Origin of the sequence: Marinihelvus fidelis, assembly GCF_008725655.1 — a bacterium.
In the GTDB taxonomy this organism is placed as follows: domain Bacteria; phylum Pseudomonadota; class Gammaproteobacteria; order Xanthomonadales; family SZUA-36; genus Marinihelvus; species Marinihelvus fidelis.
The window spans coordinates 54,651-72,345 of sequence record NZ_VYXP01000013.1; the positions used below are offsets into that span (position 1 = coordinate 54,651).

General features: G+C 55.4%; 30 protein-coding genes. 3 read left to right on the top strand and 27 right to left on the bottom strand.

All coding sequences use genetic code 11. From position 1 onward, the window contains the following. Positions 1-29 precede the first annotated feature (29 nt). A complete protein-coding gene (locus tag F3N42_RS14925; protein WP_150865531.1) occupies positions 30-551 on the bottom strand; it encodes a hypothetical protein in 522 nt (173 codons plus the stop codon). Between the two features lie 32 nt (positions 552-583). Beyond that, positions 584-949 carry an HVO_A0114 family putative DNA-binding protein gene (locus F3N42_RS14930; protein WP_224784973.1) on the bottom strand — a complete coding sequence of 122 codons (366 nt, stop codon included), beginning with the start codon at positions 947-949 and terminating at the stop codon, positions 584-586. Here F3N42_RS14930 and F3N42_RS14935 point away from each other — a divergent pair. Continuing rightward, positions 936-1,256, top strand: a complete 321-nt coding sequence (locus F3N42_RS14935) for a hypothetical protein (protein WP_191621464.1) — start codon at positions 936-938, stop codon at positions 1,254-1,256. The genes F3N42_RS14930 and F3N42_RS14935 overlap by 14 nt on opposite strands. A gap of 18 nt (positions 1,257-1,274) precedes the next feature. On the opposite strand, the gene F3N42_RS14940 is transcribed toward F3N42_RS14935, so the two are convergent. The 7 genes from F3N42_RS14940 to F3N42_RS14965 form a co-directional block, all read right to left on the bottom strand. Further along, on the bottom strand, positions 1,275-1,757 hold the full coding sequence (locus F3N42_RS14940; RefSeq protein ID WP_150865539.1) for a hypothetical protein: 483 nt from the start codon (positions 1,755-1,757) through the stop codon (positions 1,275-1,277). Between the two features lie 15 nt (positions 1,758-1,772). Next, on the bottom strand, positions 1,773-2,195 hold the full coding sequence (locus tag F3N42_RS14945; RefSeq protein ID WP_150865542.1) for a GNAT family N-acetyltransferase: 423 nt from the start codon (positions 2,193-2,195) through the stop codon (positions 1,773-1,775). A gap of 72 nt (positions 2,196-2,267) precedes the next feature. Then, on the bottom strand, positions 2,268-2,507 hold the full coding sequence (locus F3N42_RS14950; RefSeq protein ID WP_150865545.1) for an addiction module protein: 240 nt from the start codon (positions 2,505-2,507) through the stop codon (positions 2,268-2,270). 196 nt (positions 2,508-2,703) lie between these two features. Further along, positions 2,704-2,856, bottom strand: coding sequence for a hypothetical protein (locus tag F3N42_RS15675; RefSeq protein ID WP_191621465.1), 153 nt, complete (start codon positions 2,854-2,856; stop codon positions 2,704-2,706). 3 nt (positions 2,857-2,859) lie between these two features. Beyond that, complete coding sequence (locus tag F3N42_RS14955) at positions 2,860-3,126, bottom strand: BrnA antitoxin family protein (protein ID WP_150865548.1); 267 nt, start codon at positions 3,124-3,126, stop codon at positions 2,860-2,862. Then, positions 3,119-3,400 carry a BrnT family toxin gene (locus F3N42_RS14960; RefSeq protein ID WP_150865551.1) on the bottom strand — a complete coding sequence of 94 codons (282 nt, stop codon included), beginning with the start codon at positions 3,398-3,400 and terminating at the stop codon, positions 3,119-3,121. Before F3N42_RS14960 ends, F3N42_RS14955 begins: the two co-directional genes overlap by 8 nt. 154 nt (positions 3,401-3,554) lie before the next feature. Continuing rightward, positions 3,555-4,622, bottom strand: coding sequence for an AraC family transcriptional regulator (locus F3N42_RS14965; protein ID WP_150865554.1), 1,068 nt, complete (start codon positions 4,620-4,622; stop codon positions 3,555-3,557). A gap of 122 nt (positions 4,623-4,744) precedes the next feature. On the opposite strand from F3N42_RS14965, the gene F3N42_RS14970 reads away from it, so the two are divergent. Continuing rightward, positions 4,745-6,244, top strand: coding sequence for an amidohydrolase family protein (locus F3N42_RS14970; RefSeq protein WP_191621466.1), 1,500 nt, complete (start codon positions 4,745-4,747; stop codon positions 6,242-6,244). Between the two features lie 66 nt (positions 6,245-6,310). Here the strand turns inward: F3N42_RS14970 and F3N42_RS14975 are convergent, their stop codons facing one another. The 12 genes from F3N42_RS14975 to F3N42_RS15030 all read right to left on the bottom strand — a co-directional run bounded on the left by F3N42_RS14975 (position 6,311) and on the right by F3N42_RS15030 (position 12,802). Beyond that, positions 6,311-6,616: a type II toxin-antitoxin system RelE/ParE family toxin gene (locus tag F3N42_RS14975; RefSeq protein ID WP_150865561.1), complete on the bottom strand. Its 306-nt coding sequence runs from the start codon at positions 6,614-6,616 to the stop codon at positions 6,311-6,313. Further along, positions 6,616-6,870 (bottom strand): type II toxin-antitoxin system ParD family antitoxin, encoded by a 255-nt coding sequence (locus tag F3N42_RS14980; RefSeq protein WP_150865564.1) that lies wholly within the window; start codon positions 6,868-6,870, stop codon positions 6,616-6,618. The genes F3N42_RS14975 and F3N42_RS14980 overlap by 1 nt, the downstream gene beginning before the upstream one ends. 231 nt (positions 6,871-7,101) lie before the next feature. Continuing rightward, positions 7,102-7,545 (bottom strand): hypothetical protein, encoded by a 444-nt coding sequence (locus F3N42_RS14985; RefSeq protein WP_150865568.1) that lies wholly within the window; start codon positions 7,543-7,545, stop codon positions 7,102-7,104. 143 nt (positions 7,546-7,688) lie between these two features. Next, a complete protein-coding gene (locus F3N42_RS14990; RefSeq protein ID WP_224784974.1) occupies positions 7,689-8,582 on the bottom strand; it encodes an antitoxin Xre/MbcA/ParS toxin-binding domain-containing protein in 894 nt (297 codons plus the stop codon). A gap of 394 nt (positions 8,583-8,976) precedes the next feature. Next, the gene (locus F3N42_RS14995) at positions 8,977-9,393 is read right to left on the bottom strand and encodes a DUF1810 domain-containing protein (RefSeq protein ID WP_150865574.1); all 417 of its coding nucleotides are present in this window, start codon (positions 9,391-9,393) and stop codon (positions 8,977-8,979) included. A gap of 20 nt (positions 9,394-9,413) precedes the next feature. Continuing rightward, positions 9,414-9,659, bottom strand: coding sequence for a hypothetical protein (locus F3N42_RS15000; protein WP_150865577.1), 246 nt, complete (start codon positions 9,657-9,659; stop codon positions 9,414-9,416). An 11-nt stretch (positions 9,660-9,670) separates the two neighbouring features. Beyond that, positions 9,671-10,225, bottom strand: a complete 555-nt coding sequence (locus F3N42_RS15005) for a HEPN domain-containing protein (protein ID WP_150865694.1) — start codon at positions 10,223-10,225, stop codon at positions 9,671-9,673. Positions 10,226-10,343: 118 nt separating this feature from the next. After that, positions 10,344-10,901, bottom strand: a complete 558-nt coding sequence (locus F3N42_RS15010; protein WP_150865580.1) for a hypothetical protein — start codon at positions 10,899-10,901, stop codon at positions 10,344-10,346. A gap of 32 nt (positions 10,902-10,933) precedes the next feature. Beyond that, positions 10,934-11,239 (bottom strand): hypothetical protein, encoded by a 306-nt coding sequence (locus F3N42_RS15015; RefSeq protein WP_150865584.1) that lies wholly within the window; start codon positions 11,237-11,239, stop codon positions 10,934-10,936. Beyond that, positions 11,226-11,564, bottom strand: coding sequence for a hypothetical protein (locus F3N42_RS15020; protein ID WP_191621467.1), 339 nt, complete (start codon positions 11,562-11,564; stop codon positions 11,226-11,228). Before F3N42_RS15020 ends, F3N42_RS15015 begins: the two co-directional genes overlap by 14 nt. A 54-nt stretch (positions 11,565-11,618) precedes the next feature. Then, positions 11,619-12,245, bottom strand: coding sequence for a hypothetical protein (locus F3N42_RS15025; protein ID WP_150865589.1), 627 nt, complete (start codon positions 12,243-12,245; stop codon positions 11,619-11,621). Beyond that, positions 12,242-12,802 (bottom strand): hypothetical protein, encoded by a 561-nt coding sequence (locus F3N42_RS15030; RefSeq protein WP_150865592.1) that lies wholly within the window; start codon positions 12,800-12,802, stop codon positions 12,242-12,244. The genes F3N42_RS15025 and F3N42_RS15030 overlap by 4 nt, the downstream gene beginning before the upstream one ends. 363 nt (positions 12,803-13,165) lie before the next feature. Between F3N42_RS15030 and F3N42_RS15035 the strand changes: the two genes are divergently transcribed. Beyond that, complete coding sequence (locus tag F3N42_RS15035; RefSeq protein WP_150865595.1) at positions 13,166-13,780, top strand: hypothetical protein; 615 nt, start codon at positions 13,166-13,168, stop codon at positions 13,778-13,780. A gap of 136 nt (positions 13,781-13,916) precedes the next feature. On the opposite strand, the gene F3N42_RS15040 is transcribed toward F3N42_RS15035, so the two are convergent. The 6 genes from F3N42_RS15040 to F3N42_RS15065 all read right to left on the bottom strand — a co-directional run bounded on the left by F3N42_RS15040 (position 13,917) and on the right by F3N42_RS15065 (position 17,695). Next, a complete protein-coding gene (locus F3N42_RS15040) occupies positions 13,917-14,396 on the bottom strand; it encodes a DUF6998 domain-containing protein (RefSeq protein WP_191621468.1) in 480 nt (159 codons plus the stop codon). Then, the gene (locus F3N42_RS15045; protein WP_150865598.1) at positions 14,389-15,018 is read right to left on the bottom strand and encodes a uracil-DNA glycosylase; all 630 of its coding nucleotides are present in this window, start codon (positions 15,016-15,018) and stop codon (positions 14,389-14,391) included. Before F3N42_RS15045 ends, F3N42_RS15040 begins: the two co-directional genes overlap by 8 nt. 18 nt (positions 15,019-15,036) lie before the next feature. After that, positions 15,037-15,303: a hypothetical protein gene (locus tag F3N42_RS15050; RefSeq protein WP_150865601.1), complete on the bottom strand. Its 267-nt coding sequence runs from the start codon at positions 15,301-15,303 to the stop codon at positions 15,037-15,039. A 99-nt stretch (positions 15,304-15,402) separates the two neighbouring features. Then, positions 15,403-15,993 (bottom strand): hypothetical protein, encoded by a 591-nt coding sequence (locus F3N42_RS15055; protein WP_150865604.1) that lies wholly within the window; start codon positions 15,991-15,993, stop codon positions 15,403-15,405. A gap of 139 nt (positions 15,994-16,132) precedes the next feature. Further along, positions 16,133-16,981 (bottom strand): TIR domain-containing protein, encoded by an 849-nt coding sequence (locus F3N42_RS15060; protein WP_191621469.1) that lies wholly within the window; start codon positions 16,979-16,981, stop codon positions 16,133-16,135. A gap of 135 nt (positions 16,982-17,116) precedes the next feature. Next, entirely contained in the window at positions 17,117-17,695 is a 579-nt protein-coding gene (locus tag F3N42_RS15065; protein ID WP_150865610.1) for a YkgJ family cysteine cluster protein, read from the bottom strand.

Below are 17,695 nucleotides of genomic sequence, written 5' to 3' on the forward strand. Positions count from 1 at the left end.
GTATAGTCCCGTGCAGGCCCGGCTTGCGTTTACTGTTCCGCCAGGTGTTTCAACGTGCTGAGAAAACCGTCCCGGAATGTTTTTCGGCGCTGTTCAGCGAACGCCGTGGATTCACGCTTGGCGCGTTGCGGGCTCTCAACATCATCGACTTGGATGTACACCCGGTTCATGAAGATCGATACCAGCGTGCCGTCGCCCGTTGCCATGACCGAGACCATCGCGGTGCCCTGCGAGTGCTCGCCGTTTTCCTCAACCGGCAGGTTGGCCAGCAGAATCATGCGATCCGGGATGACTTTGACGACTTCCATGACGTTATCGCCATAGAGCGTGACGCGCCGCCCCTCCACCGCCGTGCCCGTGGGTGAATCCTCACTCGCCATCCAGGGCATCCAGGTGCCCAGCTCTACGACATGCAGCCAGGTCTCGTCGACAGGCCGGTCGATTAACACCTCGAAATGGTCGGTGTAGTAGTAGGCGCTGGCGCCATCGGTTTCGAGGGCCGAGACCTGTGCGGCGGAGGGCGGTGGCCAGGCCAGCACGAGAAGCAGCAAGCAGGGCAGGGTGAGCAGGGGTTTTCTGGTGTTCAGGGCAAGTCTCCTGTGAAAGACCTCAATTCCAGCTGGAATTCAGTCGCCATTGCGATGGGCTGTTTTGAGCGACCACCGGTTTTCTCCAGCCTGACGATGCCGTAGTTACACATGGTCTTGAGCGTCCTGGACACATTACCCTGCGCACGGTTTGTCAGCACGGCAAGTTCCGTGACGGACCCGGGTTTCCGATCCTTAATGGTCTTGAGTAACGCGATGTTCTGCTCACTCAAGACCTTTGCCGCCGTTTCAATGGACGGCATCCAGACCTTCGGGTCCGTGGGACGTGGTTCGAGCTCGCCGCGCGCGATCGCAATGGTGCGGGCCTTGTAGGCTTGCCACGAAATGATGCCGATCTTCATTGTCTTACCGGGCATTTTCGAGCCACCTGTCGACGTCTGCGTAAAAATCTTCCAGGAGCCTGGCGGCATCCACGTAACGGTACGGCGTAATCCGGTCACACCGATGCCTGTGATCCCATTCAACGCGCCGGATGCATTAAAATATCAGATGATGATATGTATGGAAAGGGCCGGCTTCGGATGGGTGGTTTTGAGTTTTGGTGGTCACCCCGCTGTTGTAGCGAAGGTCAGGGCGCCCGGGTATCAGCAAAAGGCGATCGTTTCTGTCGTCAATCGTCCCATGCTGCGTCTTAGTCCAGCAATGTGATGACGGGAGGCTTCCGTGTCAGTGCCGACTGTCCAGGTAGTCGATCATCAGCATCAGGAAGAAATACGCCGGAATGCCCACGCACCACAGCAATCCGAGCAGGTAAATCTCTTGCGCGTACGGCAACAGGAAGCCCAGGCCCACGGCCAGCTTCAGGCCGATGACCGGGAACGAGGCCAGGGTAATCGCCAGCTGTAATGGTGTGTTCTTGCGAAACTGCAGCTGCCTGGCCTGGTGATTGACCAGCAGACCAAGGTGCACCAGGCCGAACAGTCCGGCTGAAATCCGCCACGCTGCGACCTCACCCAAAGGCCTGAACAGTATTTCCGGGACGAACGCGAAAATGATGGCGGACATCGTGGTGCCGAAAATGCTTAAGACCGCGACCTTCGGAAAGCGGAAATCCTTGTGGCCCAGCGCAAGGACAAGTCCCGTAACGCCCAGCATGGCGACGGCGATCTCGGCGATGGTATGGAAAGCGTCAAAAGATTCTGGGTTCATAAGCTGTTTTCGACCTTAGAGAACGTCATCATCCGGCTTCAAAACCCACGCCCGCGGATTGTGCTCAAAGCCGATCTTCGGATAGAACTCATTCGCCGCCGGCGCGGCCAGCAGCACGAGCATACAACCCGGCCCCAGCGCGGCGCGCGTTTCGCGCACCAGCTGTCGGCCAATGCCGCTGGCCTGGACCGACTTCGAAACCGCCAGGTCCGCCAGGTAGGCGACATAGCCATAATCCGTCAGCGTCCTGGAAATCCCCACCAGCTCATCCCCCGCCCAGGCCGTGATGGTCAGCGGCGCGTTCTCCATCATCTGCCGCATCACGTCCGGATCATCCGCCGGCCGCCGCTCCGCGAGCGTCGAGTTGCGGTACAGCGCGGTGAACTGCTCCAGGGTGAGCGGGGCGTCTTTTTTGTATTCGATGGGGTGGGTGGTCATGATTTTTTCGCGAGTTCCGACTCAGGTTTAATCACGGTTGAGCCGGTGGCTGACGCTTGTGCTAATTGAAACTCAACCCGCACCGCGAACGCGGTCTCGGGCTTTTTCGAGCACGACATCCGCTGGGCTTGTTTCCGCGACGCCAGACTGCAACTCGGCATAGCGCCGTACAGCTGCTTCAAGCCATACGGACTCGAGGTTCAGCTCCGGGTCAATATCCAGATTGGCGATCAGGTCACGCAGCAACACATCGCGCTCCGAGTCGCTGAGCCCGCGAATGTCCTCTCCGATTTTGTCCAGTGTTCGCGCCATGGTTCATTTCCAGAACCGGTTCCGCAACATCATACCGTGAGTATCCGGTGGTAGAGGAATGGGGATATTTACTCAGGAAGTGGTCACGAAAGTTCTTCCCGCAACACCCGTCTCAACGTGTCTTCATCAACCGGCTGCTGGCTCAGCGCTTGCCGAAGCGTTTGGTTGATCAGTGTCTGGTAGCCGATGCCTTCTTTCACTGGCTGGAGCGCCATTCGGCGGATGTGCGCTTATCATTCTCGCGGCGAGCCTTGTTGCTCTCGGCCTTGGCGTCGCGCTTACGCCCCCAAAACGCACCCTGGCCCTTCTTCGCGCCGGAATGCTCGGTTTTCTTTGCCTGGTTTGCCACGACTCATTCCTTCTCTTTCAAATACCGCGTGTTCCCCAGTTCCTCGCGAATCACCAAACGGAGCGTCTCCTCAAGCGGCCGCGCGGGATATTCAATGTGCTTGCGAAGCGCATCATTGATGAGCGTCTGGTAGTTGCCGCCCCCGGCCTTGAGCACCTGCTGTTTGAAGTGCTCGATGATGTCGCCGTCCAGCCGGATGGTGATCCGCTTCTTGGCGGGATCCGGTTTCAATACCGGTCCGCGTTTGCCTCCGCTGAAATCTTCACTCATGGTTTACACCCTGGTAGTACTGCTGTATCTCACTGCGGTCTGCCCTCCGGGCCGATATTAGTCGAACGGTGTCCTGATCCTCGTAAGAAAAGACAACCAGCAGAACATGCGACCCCGAATCCTTCCCCAGTGACTTGAATCGCTGCTCATCATGAAAGACATCCTCAATTGTGAGGGCATTCATGTCTTCAAGCGCGATAACGGCATCCGCAAAGTCGACTCCATGCTTCTTCAGGTTGGACGTAGCCTTATACGGATCCCATGTAGCCTTCATCGATAAATGTATGCACAGATGGTGTACATGTCAACTGGGTTGGAGTTCACGGGCAAGATGGCTGGCTGCCAGAGTAACAGGCGTACTCTGTATTTGATGTAGTACAAAACCCTGAATTCATGTAGGGAAAACTTCCTGTCGCTGGGCGTGATCGCTAATGGGACTTTTCCGGAGAATCCGCCCCCCTGAACGCACTCGGCGTCATCCCAGTGATCCGCGAAAACTCCCGATTGAAGTTGGACTTACTGCTGAAGCCCGCCGCGTGCATGGCCTCGGTCACGGTGATGTCCGGCTGCGAGGCGAACAGCTTCTTGGCTTCCTCGATTCGGCGGCGATTCAGGTGGCGGGAAAAGCTCTCACCGGCTTGCTGGTTGATGGCGTTGGAGAGCTGGCGGCTGGGCACCTGCAGTTTCTTCGCCGCCTCGCCCAGGGTGATGCCGTACTCCACTTTGTACAGTTCCTGTTCCTCCAACAGTGCCTGCCATCGGTCGAAAATCTGCCGCGACTGGTCGGCGTCCAGTTCATTCCTGCGCTCATAGACCACTGACTCACCCAGGCTGACCAGCCATTCCAGTAACGGGTAGCGCCGCAACGCGGCAAAGGCCGTGAATCCGCACACCAGCAGGAACACCACGCTCACGACCGCCAGCGCGTAGGACCGCCCCAACGGTGTGCCGCTGCGGATTTCCAGCACAATGGCCACGTCCAGCGCCACGCTGATCAGCAGGATGGTCATCAGAAAACGGATCCAGCGAAACGCGACCCGTGAATAGCCGCCCAGGTGCGCCAGGCTGCGGTGGCCGTGGCGGATGCCGTGGGCGATGACCAGCGAATACGTCGCGCAGCTGCCGATGTACATGGCGTCCACGAACCGCAGCAGCGGACTGTCCAGCGCGAACAGCACCGCGATGGTGGCCGACGGCAGCAGGTGCAGGACGTCGTAGCGCGAAAACCGGGCGTCGGGGTGTTTGACGCTGCGATAGAAAAAGTAGAAGGCGGGCCCGACCAGCAGCGCCAGCACGGGCCTCACGAACAGCATCGGCCCCAGCCAGTGGTTCAGCCGGCCGATCATCAGCAGGCTGAGCACGGCATAGAGCAGGAAGTTCAGCCCCAGCAGCCGCGAGGGCCATTTGCGCTGCGCGTCGGTGAACAGGAAATGTCCCGCCAGCAGCAGGCAAATGGCGAACGTGGCCAGTTGGATATGGGTAATGAAGTCGGGCATGCGGCTAATTTGACGGATTCAGCGTCCTCGAACGCGTTTCAGGACGCCTCCGGCACCCGAAAGTTACATGATCCAGGCCGAAACGACCGATAGTCACAGCGTCTGAAGGAGCAATTATGTTGATGTCCGGCCCCGCCCGATCACGAACCCACTGTACCCGATACGCCATCGCGCTGATCGCATGGCTGCTCGCCCCCCTGGCCGGCGCCGCGGACGCGGACCTGGTCATCCGCAATGCCCGGATCATCAGCGGCGTCACGCCGCAGCCCACGGCGCCCACGGATGTGGCGGTCGCCAACGGCCGCATCATCCAGATTGGCGAGTACGCCGAGAAGGCGGAAAGTGAAATCGACGCCAACGGCCAGTACCTGGTCCCCGGCCTGATCGATGCCCACGTCCACCTGCGCGACGTGCCAGGCTTCAACGGCGACCCCCAGCAGCACGCGGAACTGCTCGCCGAGGCGAACCGACAGATCCCGCGCAGCTACCTGTACTTCGGCTTCACCACGCTGCTGGACCTGGCCTCCGGCCCGGCCAGCATGCAGGGCTGGAATGAGCATCCTGAAGCCCCGACCGCGCTGTACTGCTCCCCGGTGACCATCCCCAATGGCTACCCCCTGGCCTGGCTGGACGAGCACGAGCAGTTCCAGCCGTGGAACCTGCGCTACATGCTGTTCGACGAGCGCCAGGCGGAGAAGTACCCCGCCGACTTCGATCCAGAACAACACACCCCCACCGCCGTGGTCGACAAGGCCGTCGCCGACGGCGCCAGCTGCATCAAGTTCTACTTCGAAACCGGCTTCGGCCGCCTGAAGGACCTGCCCGTACCCACCATCACCCTGGCGCGCAAACTGGTCGCCGCCGCCCACCAGTACAACCTGCCGGTGTTCCTGCACGGCAACGCCCAGACCTCGTACGAATTCGGCATGGCCGCCGGCGTCGACGCCATGGCCCACGGCATGTGGCACTGGAGCGACCTGTCACTGGACGACCCCAACGGGGTCAACGAATTCGCCCGCAACGTCGCCAGCAAGGGCATCGCCGTTCAACCCACCATCCAGGTCATTTTCGGCGAAAAGGAGATGTTCAACCCCGGCTTCTTCGACACACCCCAGGCCCGCGCCGCCATCCCCCCGGCCCTGATTGCCTGGTACCAGACCGACGCCGGCCAATGGATGAAACAGGAACTCGCCAACAACTTCCCCCCAACCGACGACCCCACCGCGCGCTACCAACAGGTCGCCAACGCCTACGACAAGCCCATCAACCAGGTCTCAACTCTGAGCACCGCCATCGCCCAACACGGCGGCCAACTCCATTTCGGAAGCGATACCCCCAGCGGTCCCTTCTACACCCAGTTCCCCGGCATCAACGCCCGCCAGGAAATGGACCGCTGGATTGAAGCCGGGCAGAGCGCCGAGGCGTTGTTTGTTGCCATGACGCTCAGTAACGCTCGGCTTTTGAAGATGGAGGCCGAGATTGGCAGCGTGGAAGTGGGAAAGCAGGCGGATTTGCTGTTGTTGAAGGGCAATCCGCTGGAGAGTGTTGAGGCTTATGACTCGATTACGACGGTGTTGCTGGATGGGCAGGTGATCGAGCGGGAGGGGCTTGGTGCCCAGTGATCTACGGCAAAAAACATTGTCTCTGCACCAGCGCTACAAATTTCGCACATATTCTTGACCCGAGACCTACGTTGCTATCCCAGGCAACCTGGAGGGCGCATCCATCTCCTCGTGTAACACACGGACAATGAGCACTTCTTGTTCGGTCAGTTTATAAAACGCGGCGTGATGTTCGATCTGTAACCTGCGGTACCCGGGCAGGATATGCGTGTAGTCTGCGCCCAGCGAGGGGTGCTGAACGAGTTGCTTCATGCCAGCTTCCAGGGAATCCAGGTAAGCATCCGCCCGTTCGACGCCCCATTCCTCGCAGGTATATATCCAGATTCCAACAAGGTCGGACTCGGCATCGGGCGTGATTCGGAGCGGGCGCACTATTCAGTCGGCGTCATCCGTTTCCGGCCAGCTTCCTTGATCGAAGCCATATCCATCGGCCTGGGTTCTCCGCTTGATTCACCTTGCAGCAACGCCTGGCGGAGGGCATCTACCCGCTCCTGGGCCTGTTGGTCATGCCTGATGAGATGACGAATGTACTCGCTGTCATTGCCGAAATGACCGGATTGAATCTGTCGTTTCACCCAGTCATCCTGCTGCGCGGTCAGCGTGATGGTTTTCCGTTGCATGCCCATGTTGTTGCTCTGGTGGTTATGAGAGTATGACAATATCATACCCATCGTCCGCGCGTTGTTGGTGGGTCAGCCAATTCCATGAATTCTGGTTGCTGGCGACCAGATCGTGTCTTTTGATGCAATGTGAAGTGGAGAACGTGCACCGAATCATTATCTTCGGGATTTAAGACCATCCGGTATCAGCAATCTGCGCGAAAACCTGTCATCCAGACGCTCGATCGATCAAACCGCCTACCACGGCACCTCAAGTACCCGCTGAATCTCCTGCGTTTCCTGATCGACCTCCACGACAAATTCACCACGCAGAATGTCCACGCCATCGACATTTTTGGCGCACGCGACGCTCGCACGGCAAACATCGTTAACGAGCCTCATCGAATTCCATTGCGGATAAAGCTTCGGGTCACAATGCCGAAGGAAGTCCGGGTGATCCTTCGAGATGGTTTTGATGAAGTTGATCCAGGCCCGGTCCCGCTGTTCCCCGGTCAGCTTGCACCGGCCGCCAACCTTGTACACGAGCAATTCTTCTTCAGGCCCCTCCACAGGAGCAAAAGGTGCCGAGGGATTGATCTCGATTTCCGGCTCCGGCACGTCGGGCACCGGCGGATCGGCCGCCACCGGTGACTGGGTTGCGGCAGCCAACAACACGATGCTTGCGACCGATAGAGCCTTCATACGGTGCGTCACCTCCGTTCCGAATGGATTTACCTTACCACCGAACACCCCTGCGGCCCGTCGGGTTACGGCGGGGTTCCCTCCACTGGGCGGCGCAAACTCGCACGTCGAAAACACCCTGCGCATCAAACTCGGCCGCTCAGTTAATCTTTAGCAATGTTTTCGATGTATGTACCCATATACTTCATCACTTTTCTTGCGCCGGCGTTTGACTCAAGCAGGCCTAATGGGGTCTCGCCATTGAATCGTTCATTACGTTCCCCAAGCCACTTAAACGCCTTCACCTTGGTCCCAAGTACCTGGGTTGCAAGTTCCAATGCTGGTTTCAGTAAGTCCGGACGTGGGTACCAACTCACCGGTTTTGAAGTGGGTCGTTTCCCACCTTGAACGACTCTTGGGAGTTGTGACTTGAGTAATTCCTTTTCAGTGACTGACCGCCTGACCCAGTGAGCTAGGTCTGTGAGTGCTGTATTGGGTTTACGCGTGTTGTCGCACGAAGGAACAATCAGCCCAACGATGACGTTTGTGTTTGAACGTACAAACTTCATCGCAGGTGCAACATCAGTATCATTGGTAACGACGACTGCATGATCAATTTCTCCGGTCAGCGCGTCGTGGTAGAGATTCAGGGCGAGGTTCACGTCCGACTGTTTTTCTTCAAGTTTCCAGTAGGGCGCTTCCGAACAGTCCCGTGGCCATTTCTTCGGGTCTTCTGCGTCGATCAGTTTCGCTTTTGCTTCGTTGATGGCGTAGTAGCCTTCAATGAGTTCCAGGCGTTGTCCGTGGGTTTTTCTGAGCGCTGTGTGATAGCGCGCCTGTGACGAGACTGAATCAGTGGATCTGGCGGCACGCTCGATAATCTTTGCGGTAAAGAATTTTACGGCGGGATCGTGGAATGCCAGAACGGGTGGATTGCTCTGGTTGGGTATGAGTATTGAAGGAAGAATCTGCTCTTCGAACAGTTTGACGAGATCCAGCCACTTGAATGAGGTGCCTTTCAGGCAACCGTAGTAGAAGTTGTAGCCGTCGACATACACTCGCGTTCTTAGCGAGTTGTTTTGCATCTTCTGCCCCCTTAAAACGGAAAAACCGGCATTCGCCGGCTTTTCCCCCCTAGCGCTGGATGGTCAAGCCACGCCCGCATCTAGGGTTAGTTGTTGCTGAGAAGTTTAGCTGAAAAGTCCGTGCTGTTACAGGCTTGCAATGCTGTTGCAAGCTTTTCCTACGCGCAACCGCTGAAAAATCCTACATGCCATGAGAGTTCTTGTACTCATGAAACAAGGACGGGAAGGAGATTCAGCGCACTCGCCCGATCTGATCATACCCAGGTACCTCATCACCCAACCGCCGAAGCCTGGCCACCGACACCTGGTACTGCCCATTGCTCGGCAGCGGCTTGCCCTGGGTGCGTGGGATGTGGATGCGTTGCATTCACTCGACGCCCAGCATCTCAAGTGTGCGCGGATCCCGCTCCCCATCAAAGAACCGCTCCAGGACGTCCTCAAACACCGAAGGGCTCGGGGAAACGCATGCAAAGAGCGTCATGGAAGAGCACAGTTTCATCGTATCAACTTCGCCGAAGACATCCTCAGCCGTTCGATCATGAAGTTCCAGAAGTGCAGCTGAAGCCTCAACCAGCCTGGCGCCCAGCACAGGATCCTGAACATACGCCAGGGCCTCTTTGGCACCGCGAATGCCAAAAAACTCACTGGTCTCACTGCGCCCCAACCCCCTGAGCTGTGGAAATACAAACCACATCCAGTGGCCATACTTCTCACCAGCACGAATTTCCTCCAGAGCGTCCGGGTAAGCGTCGTCCTGTGCAGCCTCAAATCTGGCAAGGCTCATCTCATCGCTCCAGTGCGGGTTTAGCGCAACTCCTTCTTCCAGCGCTTACAGTTACCCTCTCGAAACTGCTCCTTGTAGCGCTCCCGCGTCTGCTTCCACGACTCCATTTGCTGGGCATTTCCGCCTTTCTTTCTGAGCTTGTCGTAGTACTCGATCTGGCCCTGAATGTTTCGGCAGACATCAAGACCAAGGTCGTCGGCGCTGACGCTGTCTGCTCCGGTTGAGAGTAAAACCAGCGTAATGGAAATCGCTATGTATCGAGTCATGAGGTGCCTGCCTATGTCGCGATCTTCTCTAGTACGTAAGAGTCCGTGGCTTTCGCCAACTCTTTGAAGAAATGAATGTGCCGGCGCATTTCATCCTTTGTTACCGCATGCGGGACGGGTTGCCCAGGAACCGGCCGGGCAGAACGGTGGGCAATGTCACCGCGCTTCTTCACCAGACGATTGAGCTCAGCACGCGCCTTTTTCGGGTCGCAGTGATTCCAGGTCCATCCTTCGGTCACATCAAACCCGAGATACTTTTTGAATATGGGTTTGACCCTTTGAGTGCTGGGCGCGTGGAAAAACTTCAGGTCACTCTTGAGTGAGGCCCGAAAAAACTCGGTAAGCCGCCCGTCACCCTTGCTGTCACTGCAAACGTGGTCGATCGACTCCGTCAGAAGGTCTTCGAAGTACGCTTCCAGCGCTGCCAGTGCCATGACCAGGCTTGCCCGTTTCAGTACTTCAATTTCAGGCGGTGGTGGGTGCACATTCAGGGCATCGAAATGGTTCAGGAGATCCCCAGCATCCTGTATGGCATGATCAAAAGCTTGTAACGCCTGCGAAGCCATCACTCAGGCGCCCAAAGTAAGGCGTCGAAAAGGTATCGATAAACGCACCTGCAAATCCCCTTGATATTTAGCCGCTTGCCCTAGCGCAACACAATCGTACCCCGACGCCCCACTAAACCTATCCATCTTTTCTCCGCTCAACCAACCACCGACCAGTCATCAAGACGCGGCCGACTGTGAAATGGAAAAACAGCAATCCAACGAAGGGCACATAAACGGCCGTCTGTTGGTACATGCAGAATCCAAACCAGACCCACGTAACGGTCGCCAGAACGTAGGCGGCGGGCTTGCCCACGCGAACGCCGTACAGCCATATAGCGAGTAGCGTTGCGAAAAAATAAGCCACAACGACCAGGGAGGTATTTTCGAGAGCGATGCCATTGGCTTCAGGCTCAAAAAATATGCCGCTTCTGAAGATCAGGATTGTGACCCCAAGTCCAATTATGCTGACGAACAGAAACTGACCAAACAGCCTCTCGGACGCATTGTCCTCCCCGGGAGCCGGGACTGAACCACCTGGCTCCGCAGTCGCTTTCCGGCGCTGATCAATCTGCTGTTTGAGTTCCCGCGCATTCGCGGGGTGGCGGTCAACATCCATCGCCTCGTAGGTTGCTTCGAGTTCCTGGAGCGAGCAGTTTGCCCAGGACTCACGCAGTTTCTCGCGGTCAGCTTCCACGGCTCACGTATGTCGATTGCACCCGCACACCATCAAGACTCTTTCGGAACTAACGAAACACTCATCGGCCTGAACAGGGAAAACAGCCACAGGCCAAAAGCGCACACGGTGCCCAGCATTCCGGCGAACATCAGCCCCATGAAAGCGCCCATGAACGGGCCGAGGAAGATGGCCTTGATGCCCGTGACGGGCTGCTCGTTCCAGGTCAGGACTTCGTAACCCATTGCGCCGAACACGCCGAAGAACAGGAACAGGGGGACAAAGCCCACACTCAGCCCGATGGCGAATAGCTTGTAGACGGTGCCGGTGCTGACTTTCTTGACTTCAATCTCGGTCATTGTTGTTCTCCATTGTTTTGATGACGAGTTTGTCGAAATCGGCCTCGGACATGGTCTTCAAATGCTCGAAAGCCGCCGCGGTATACGTCTTGTCGCCGTTGCCTTCGCCGGCGATTCTCGTTTTCTCCCCACCACGCTGAATCATGAAAACAAACGGCATGGCCGGGTTGCCTTCTGCCGTAACAAAGACCAGCGACCGCCCATCTGAGCATGACGATAATTGCCAGGTCGTGCCGCCAAGCTCAGTGTTAACCGGGCCGGTGTTGCAGGCCATTGGCTCGGCCGCGTTGGCCGTCAGACTTGCCGACAACATCGCAACGAGCACAACGGTAATCTTCGTAGTGCGCAACCTCATTGATTCACCTCACTGTACGACTGACTACTGTTGTTGGGCCGCCGCGCCCAGCCCAAACTCCTCAATCGCAGCCAGAAAGTCCTCCCGGTACTTCACGCGCGTTTCTTCGTTGATACGGTCCCACTCCTCGGCCGGCTCAAACGCGATGGTGCTTTCTGTAAACGCATCCATGCCATGCAGCGCGATCCAGCGTGGATCATAGTTGCGCTGGTTTTCCCGGTCCCACTGAACCACGCGCTCGACGGTCGTTCGCAGCGCAGGAATATCGGTGATCATGTATTGATTGATCGGGGTGCCAAACTGCTGGTTAAGCACCGCAACGGCTTGCCCGGCACTGGCGTCCAGGGACTTCTCCGCATCACTGCTCGCCCGTAACTGTCCGGCATAAAACCAGAACGCCGCCTCGTCCTTGCGGTCACGCTCGAACAGCGCATACGACAGCGCGTAAAGCACTGGCGGCGAGAAGTCGTTGGGCTCGGCGAGCACCTTTTTGACCTGCGACTTCCGTTTCTTCAGCAGTTTTTCGACGGCCTTGATGTCTACTGAGGTGTCGACCTCCGCGAACTCACCCTGCGGATTGACGCCCAACGACTGTGCATGCACCGGGCTCGACAACATGGTGACCATAAGCAGTACAAAGAAGCGGGTCATTTAGATTGTCCTTGCTGAGTCTTGAGCGCCCGGAGGTCTTCGAATGCAAGGCGCCTGGCAGTGCCCTTCAGTTCTTTCTGGACGCCTTTGTAGTTGTAAGTCAGGACATAAGGATTTTCCATCTTGTAAGCAGAAGTCATCCTGACCAGCGGGTCGGTTTTGACATGCGAGCCTGGCGTGATCGACACGCTCGCAGGCGCGAGGGCCATGTTGTTGAGCGTGCTGAGTTCCAGATCCACCGCGCTTTCTCCAAGATTGGAGATGTAGACCTCATAGACCTCTTCAATATCACCCTGTGAGCGCTGAACCCGGCCCCAAGAGTTCTGAATCTCATATTGCTTGGGCAGTCGCTCGGCCCCCAATGTGATTACCAGGTGGAGCTTGAGTGCGCCGTCCTCGACGACCTGCGAATCCTCGAAGTACTCCGAGTACTGGGTCTGTACAAATTCGCCCGTTTGGGGATCAAGCGTCGATGAACTGACGCGTCCGTTAGACGCGCAACCGGCGGTGAGCAACGCCAGCGCGAGAAGGGTGGAGGCCTGAATACAACGTTCCATGTTGCGTCCTCATTTTGTTCTGGTTGTTGGACAAATTCGCTGGTTCTGGTCAGTGGTTAATGCTGTTTCCATACCCAGCTTCTCCGAGATTACTCAACTTGCGCGAATCTCAATCGCGCACGCCATAACCTTCAGACTAAACGATTTTTTTATGCATCGGAGATATGCGTTTATCTTCTGGAACACCCTCACCCAACCGCCGAAGCCTCGCCACCGACACTTGGTACTGCCCATTGCTCGGCAGCGGCTTGCCCCAAAAAGCCAAACGCAGTTTTGTGCGCTTATGAGAGTCAGTGATTAGGATAGTGACATGTTCAGTCGAATGCAGGCGGAGTGACAGCATGCCAATGACGAGGGATCCCGGTGCTGACTAAACTGATCAGGTTTGAATTTGTTGTGCTATCGGTCTTCCTCTTTTCAGGCGTCAACGCATCTGAAATTGGTGAAGATGAGCGTTCCGCAATCAGAAGTGCGGTGGCTCAGAATATTGAACGCGCGGACCTGGTTTTTATCGGGAAAGTGCGCGATTACAGGTCATTCATGATGGACGTCAACGTCAATTACGACCCCGAAACGCCAGAAGTCACTTTCCCGGAAAAACGGCTCTTTTCATCGAACCAAGTCGAAATTATCCAGGTGCTGAAGGGCGAATATGCCGATGAATTTATTGATATTTATCATAGAGGTGGGATAAACGGTGATGTCGTAAAGTTTGAATCCCACTCTTATTTTTTATTCCTGGAGACGAATTACCTGTTGTTTGCGAGTCTCAGCCCACTCTACGAAGGAAAATGGTTTCTTACAGGACGCGGACAAAGTGCCGTTGAGGTCCTGATGGTGGATGGCGAACCAGTCGTTCAGGTTCAAAGCGCAATACCTTCCAAAGCGGATGTCGATGGAGAGGCGGATGCATTCAACATTCCGGTAGAAGAATTTAGTCAAGAACTGAAAAGGCTGGCGAATGAACTACGAGAGTAGAAAACGGGTTTTAAGCCCGAAGCCGGGCCAAACAGCGTCTCGCTAAAACAGACTCTTTTCATCAAACCACCCTGGCTCAATCCAGCCAGAATGCTCTCGCTATTGCCTGTTACGCCAGAAGGGGAAGTGCACGTAATCACCGCACTTGCGGAACGCGGTCGCACTCAGGAACACCCTCACCCAACCGCCGAAGCCTGGCCACCGACACCTGGTACTGCCCATTGCTCGGCAGCGGCTTGCCCCTGAACAGCGCCCACACCAACGCCCCCGGCCCGTTGTAGACCTCCTCGAACGCCCCGTCCGGAAGAATCCGAATCACGATCGCATGCCGCGGCTCATGCCGAAACGCCACACTCCGCCCCTGCGTCGCCTTGATCTCGACCTCCACCCCATCCGCCGTGACGGCATCAAACCCCTTATTCGACGCCGCCAGCAACTCCAGCCCATAGGCATCGGCCACCAGACACTCCCCCAGCGACCCCACCAGGTGCCCATCGGGCGTGAAGTGCCGCCCAGGAAACATGGCCTCAAGCTCGCGGACGGTGGCGTAGAGTTGATTGACGAGGGTTTGGAATTGCCCGTGATTGAGCACTCGTTGGGTGCGCCCCTTACTCATTTGTCCGGCTTTCTAGGAGCTTTCTGATGTGACAGAGGCGATCTAGAAGAACGGTCCTGTTTTCCGGCCGTCGATTGATGAACATCGGGCTGGGGTGCGGCGTTTGCTCGATAATGAGTAACGGGTACCGCTCCTGAAGATGATATTCGGCTTGTTGAGATTTGCGGCCAACCAGGGCGACGCAACGGAGCTTTGGTAACAGGCCGATGAGTTCGTCCAGCGATGTCATACCGGCGGAAATATCAGTTAATTTAGCCGGCCTTATCTTCGTCCCAGATCCGATGTACCAGGGAACGATATTCCAGACCACAGAAGATTTCCGCGGAATGCCTGCTTCGTTCAGTAGCTCAAACAAGTTTTTCGCCGTCTCATCGGGATTGTTACGGGAAACGAAACCTGAATTGCGCGCCTTCGGCCCCGGTGCCTCTAGTAGAAACAGAACTTCAGCTTCCGTTCCGCCATCCCACGGATCGAAGAACGGGATTGAGGCATCCGGACCCGCTTCCTTGCGAAGTTCTCGAACGAATTTAGTCAGTGGTGCGATGTGCGGCTGTTCAACGTCGCGCAGTCTCGCTTCCAGCGCCGCCGGTTGCCCAAGTAATTTGGGGTAGTCGTCAAACAAGTTGGGAATTCGGAATCGTCAATTACCCGTACTTGGCGCGATCAATCCCGTCGAACGGTTGGCTTTACGGCGAAGCATCATTCCGATCAACACAAACGGTGCCGGGACGATGACCAGTCCGCGCAGCTCCCACAGCACCTGCCAGACACGCGATTCGTAGCCCATGCCGCCCGACGGGAGATAGCGCCCGAAAAGCAGGAAATACAAAAAGAACCACAGGCCGAGTCCGAAGAAGAGATAGGAGGCCAGTGTCTGAACGTTGCGTATTAATTTCGTTTTGTTCATCGTTTCAATTTAAGTATCGAGCTGGGTGTGGTCAAGGTTGCTCCCACTTCGTCACACAATTGGCCTAGTTCAAACTCGCCACCATTCTGGTGGTGATGTTCAGGCATGTGCAATTACGTATCGGTCATAGAGAAGCCCTTGCCGTTCTGTCGATTCTTTGAGTTCAGGAAACTTGGTGAGCAGTTCGTCAACAAGCGCGGTAGGCTCTTCTAGGGATGTAAAACGTATACCTTCCCAGGCCCTCATTCCCGGCGATGCCAATTGCTGTACTTCTGACTCTAAGTTGGTAAGGCTTTCGAAGTAGTTGGCGCTAGTCGGATCGTTGGGCACCTGAACATAAGTAGCTTTGCAGTATGTTCGTATGAAAATAGTCCGAAGCTTTTTGGCAAGTTTGGCATCCAATTCACTTTGGTGAGCTCCGGCAATCTCAGGGTGTAGCTTCCTGCAGTAGCGCCACATTCTTCCACAGCAGTACGCTTGGCTAAACTTGTGACTTCTGCCCTCGCTCCCGGTCACATGTTTGTTTGTAATTCGAGTCCGAAATCCCTCAGTTGCTTTCGGTGTGCATCCAATGTAGCGAATCTGACCTTCATGGTCCCAAAGGGCATATAACCCAAAATCATTGCTCAGTTCACTCAGAGGTTCTGGTGTTGATTCTGTCAACTGTGCAAGTACGTACTTAGCTTCCAATATTTTTCACCAATGCGAGGTTTCTGGGCCTAGTGAGCAATTCGGCTGTCGTTTCTTGGGCACTAAAATAAATTTGATGCGCCATTTACTAGAACCAAGTTGCAATAGAACGTGCCTTTATAAGGCTGATCACTCAGGGTCAATTGAGTACGACTGCAGCAGCAATCTTTTTAGCAATATCTTTGACCGTGTCTTGCGTTGTAGTGAACCCAGCAAGGTCGGGCAAGATACCGCTGTACTGTTTCACATCGTCGAATGAAACGTTATGAAGGACAGGAATCAGAATATTTTTGCTTAACAAGGCACCGAGTTCTCTCTCTGTCCAAAAACGACCTGTGAGATAGGCTGGTGTGAGCAACGCAATACCCGACCTTGCTTTTCGCAAACCTGAATCCATCTGGAGAGACTGACTACGTCCGGGTGCTATTGCCACTTCGTCGAACCAAACTGCGACTCCAAGCGCCTCTAATTCTCTTCGAAGTTCTGATGCGATTTCACTCCCATCAATACGGGCGTAGCTGAGAAAAGAGTCGTACTCCCTTGGGTCCAGCAGACCGACGGCTGTATGTACACGGTCGGCGAGGCGTTGTTCAGATTCAGTGTAACGAACCCCGCGGTGCCCAGACCGCAGCTGGCGATTCAGATCCGCTATAACCTTCTGGTTGTGCGTATTAACCCGGTGGACGTTTGCGTTGTGGTTGGATATTACCTTCTTGTTATGAGCGTCCACCCGGCGGTTGTAGGCATCTACTTTTCTCTTGTTTTCGCGGATTACCTTGTCCAGTTCACGTTGAAGTTTCTGTTCGGTTTGCCGAGCCCTATGCCTGAGCTTTTGCTCCGCTTGACGTTGCGCCTGGCGCATTTTTTGCCGTATTTGGCTTGTGCTAGTTCGTGCCATGAACACCTCACTATCATTTAGGTTATTTATCGCTTCAATGCCTGGAGAGCTATTTGAGATAGCTACGTTGGCTTCAGTACCGTACGGCACTGAGTTCTCAAAACTTGATAATGGCGTTCAATTGTCAAAATGAAGGTGATTAAGAGATGTTCTGCCTGACGTAGGAAATGGAGAAAAGAGAGACGATAAAAACTCAGTTCCCTGAAACTGAAATACCAAACGTCGCTAACCGGTCGCATTCCTTTTAAACACTTGGCGAATGTCTACTGAGTCATATGACTTGCTCTCACTTCTAATGAGATTAAAAGCATTTTCAAAACCCGAAAACTGAATAAGCGGGAACTTTTCTAAATTGCTACGGACTGGATCGCACCAGAAGTTCGATTTAGTTAATGCAAGATGTTTACGACAAGTAAAAGGCCGAGCTTCATAGATCGAACACGATCCATTTTCCAGAAAGGGGCAAGCGGTGCCGTGAAAATTGACTTTCGGCCCCACTACTTTTGACCGCTTTCTTTTCGAATGAATTTCAATGTGGGCAATCTCAATTTCGGTGATATTGACCTCATAATGGCAGCAAGAGCTGCAGCGATTTCTGCATGGCGTGAGTGGTAATACGGTCTGGAACAGTTCGTCCATCAATGTATAAAGCGTTTCCAGCTTCCGTCTTGGACTGGTCTTTGCTTTGGCGAGCTGAGCGCTGATATTGTCTTCACGAATTGCGAGTCGTCTAGGAATTACTTTACTTATACGCGAAAAATTTCTCGCTGCGAACTTCTGTTCTTCAAGTAGTTGATTAGACAT

What these genes read in the sequence shown, in the direction of transcription:
- F3N42_RS14935 (WP_191621464.1), top strand. Translation starts at nt 936, where the DNA reads ATGCCGATCTTCATTGTCTTACCGGGCATTTTCGAGCCACCTGTCGAC.
- F3N42_RS14930 (WP_224784973.1), bottom strand. Translation starts at nt 949, where the DNA reads ATGAAGATCGGCATCATTTCGTGGCAAGCCTACAAGGCCCGCACCATT.
- F3N42_RS14940 (WP_150865539.1), bottom strand. Translation starts at nt 1,757, where the DNA reads ATGAACCCAGAATCTTTTGACGCTTTCCATACCATCGCCGAGATCGCC.
- F3N42_RS14945 (WP_150865542.1), bottom strand. Translation starts at nt 2,195, where the DNA reads ATGACCACCCACCCCATCGAATACAAAAAAGACGCCCCGCTCACCCTG.
- F3N42_RS14950 (WP_150865545.1), bottom strand. Translation starts at nt 2,507, where the DNA reads ATGGCGCGAACACTGGACAAAATCGGAGAGGACATTCGCGGGCTCAGC.
- F3N42_RS14955 (WP_150865548.1), bottom strand. Translation starts at nt 3,126, where the DNA reads ATGAGTGAAGATTTCAGCGGAGGCAAACGCGGACCGGTATTGAAACCG.
- F3N42_RS14960 (WP_150865551.1), bottom strand. Translation starts at nt 3,400, where the DNA reads ATGAAGGCTACATGGGATCCGTATAAGGCTACGTCCAACCTGAAGAAG.
- F3N42_RS14965 (WP_150865554.1), bottom strand. Translation starts at nt 4,622, where the DNA reads ATGCCCGACTTCATTACCCATATCCAACTGGCCACGTTCGCCATTTGC.
- F3N42_RS14970 (WP_191621466.1), top strand. Translation starts at nt 4,745, where the DNA reads ATGTCCGGCCCCGCCCGATCACGAACCCACTGTACCCGATACGCCATC.
- F3N42_RS14980 (WP_150865564.1), bottom strand. Translation starts at nt 6,870, where the DNA reads ATGGGCATGCAACGGAAAACCATCACGCTGACCGCGCAGCAGGATGAC.
- F3N42_RS14985 (WP_150865568.1), bottom strand. Translation starts at nt 7,545, where the DNA reads ATGAAGGCTCTATCGGTCGCAAGCATCGTGTTGTTGGCTGCCGCAACC.
- F3N42_RS14995 (WP_150865574.1), bottom strand. Translation starts at nt 9,393, where the DNA reads ATGAGCCTTGCCAGATTTGAGGCTGCACAGGACGACGCTTACCCGGAC.
- F3N42_RS15000 (WP_150865577.1), bottom strand. Translation starts at nt 9,659, where the DNA reads ATGACTCGATACATAGCGATTTCCATTACGCTGGTTTTACTCTCAACC.
- F3N42_RS15005 (WP_150865694.1), bottom strand. Translation starts at nt 10,225, where the DNA reads ATGGCTTCGCAGGCGTTACAAGCTTTTGATCATGCCATACAGGATGCT.
- F3N42_RS15015 (WP_150865584.1), bottom strand. Translation starts at nt 11,239, where the DNA reads ATGACCGAGATTGAAGTCAAGAAAGTCAGCACCGGCACCGTCTACAAG.
- F3N42_RS15025 (WP_150865589.1), bottom strand. Translation starts at nt 12,245, where the DNA reads ATGACCCGCTTCTTTGTACTGCTTATGGTCACCATGTTGTCGAGCCCG.
- F3N42_RS15030 (WP_150865592.1), bottom strand. Translation starts at nt 12,802, where the DNA reads ATGGAACGTTGTATTCAGGCCTCCACCCTTCTCGCGCTGGCGTTGCTC.
- F3N42_RS15040 (WP_191621468.1), bottom strand. Translation starts at nt 14,396, where the DNA reads ATGAGTAAGGGGCGCACCCAACGAGTGCTCAATCACGGGCAATTCCAA.
- F3N42_RS15050 (WP_150865601.1), bottom strand. Translation starts at nt 15,303, where the DNA reads ATGAACAAAACGAAATTAATACGCAACGTTCAGACACTGGCCTCCTAT.
- F3N42_RS15065 (WP_150865610.1), bottom strand. Translation starts at nt 17,695, where the DNA reads ATGTCTAATCAACTACTTGAAGAACAGAAGTTCGCAGCGAGAAATTTT.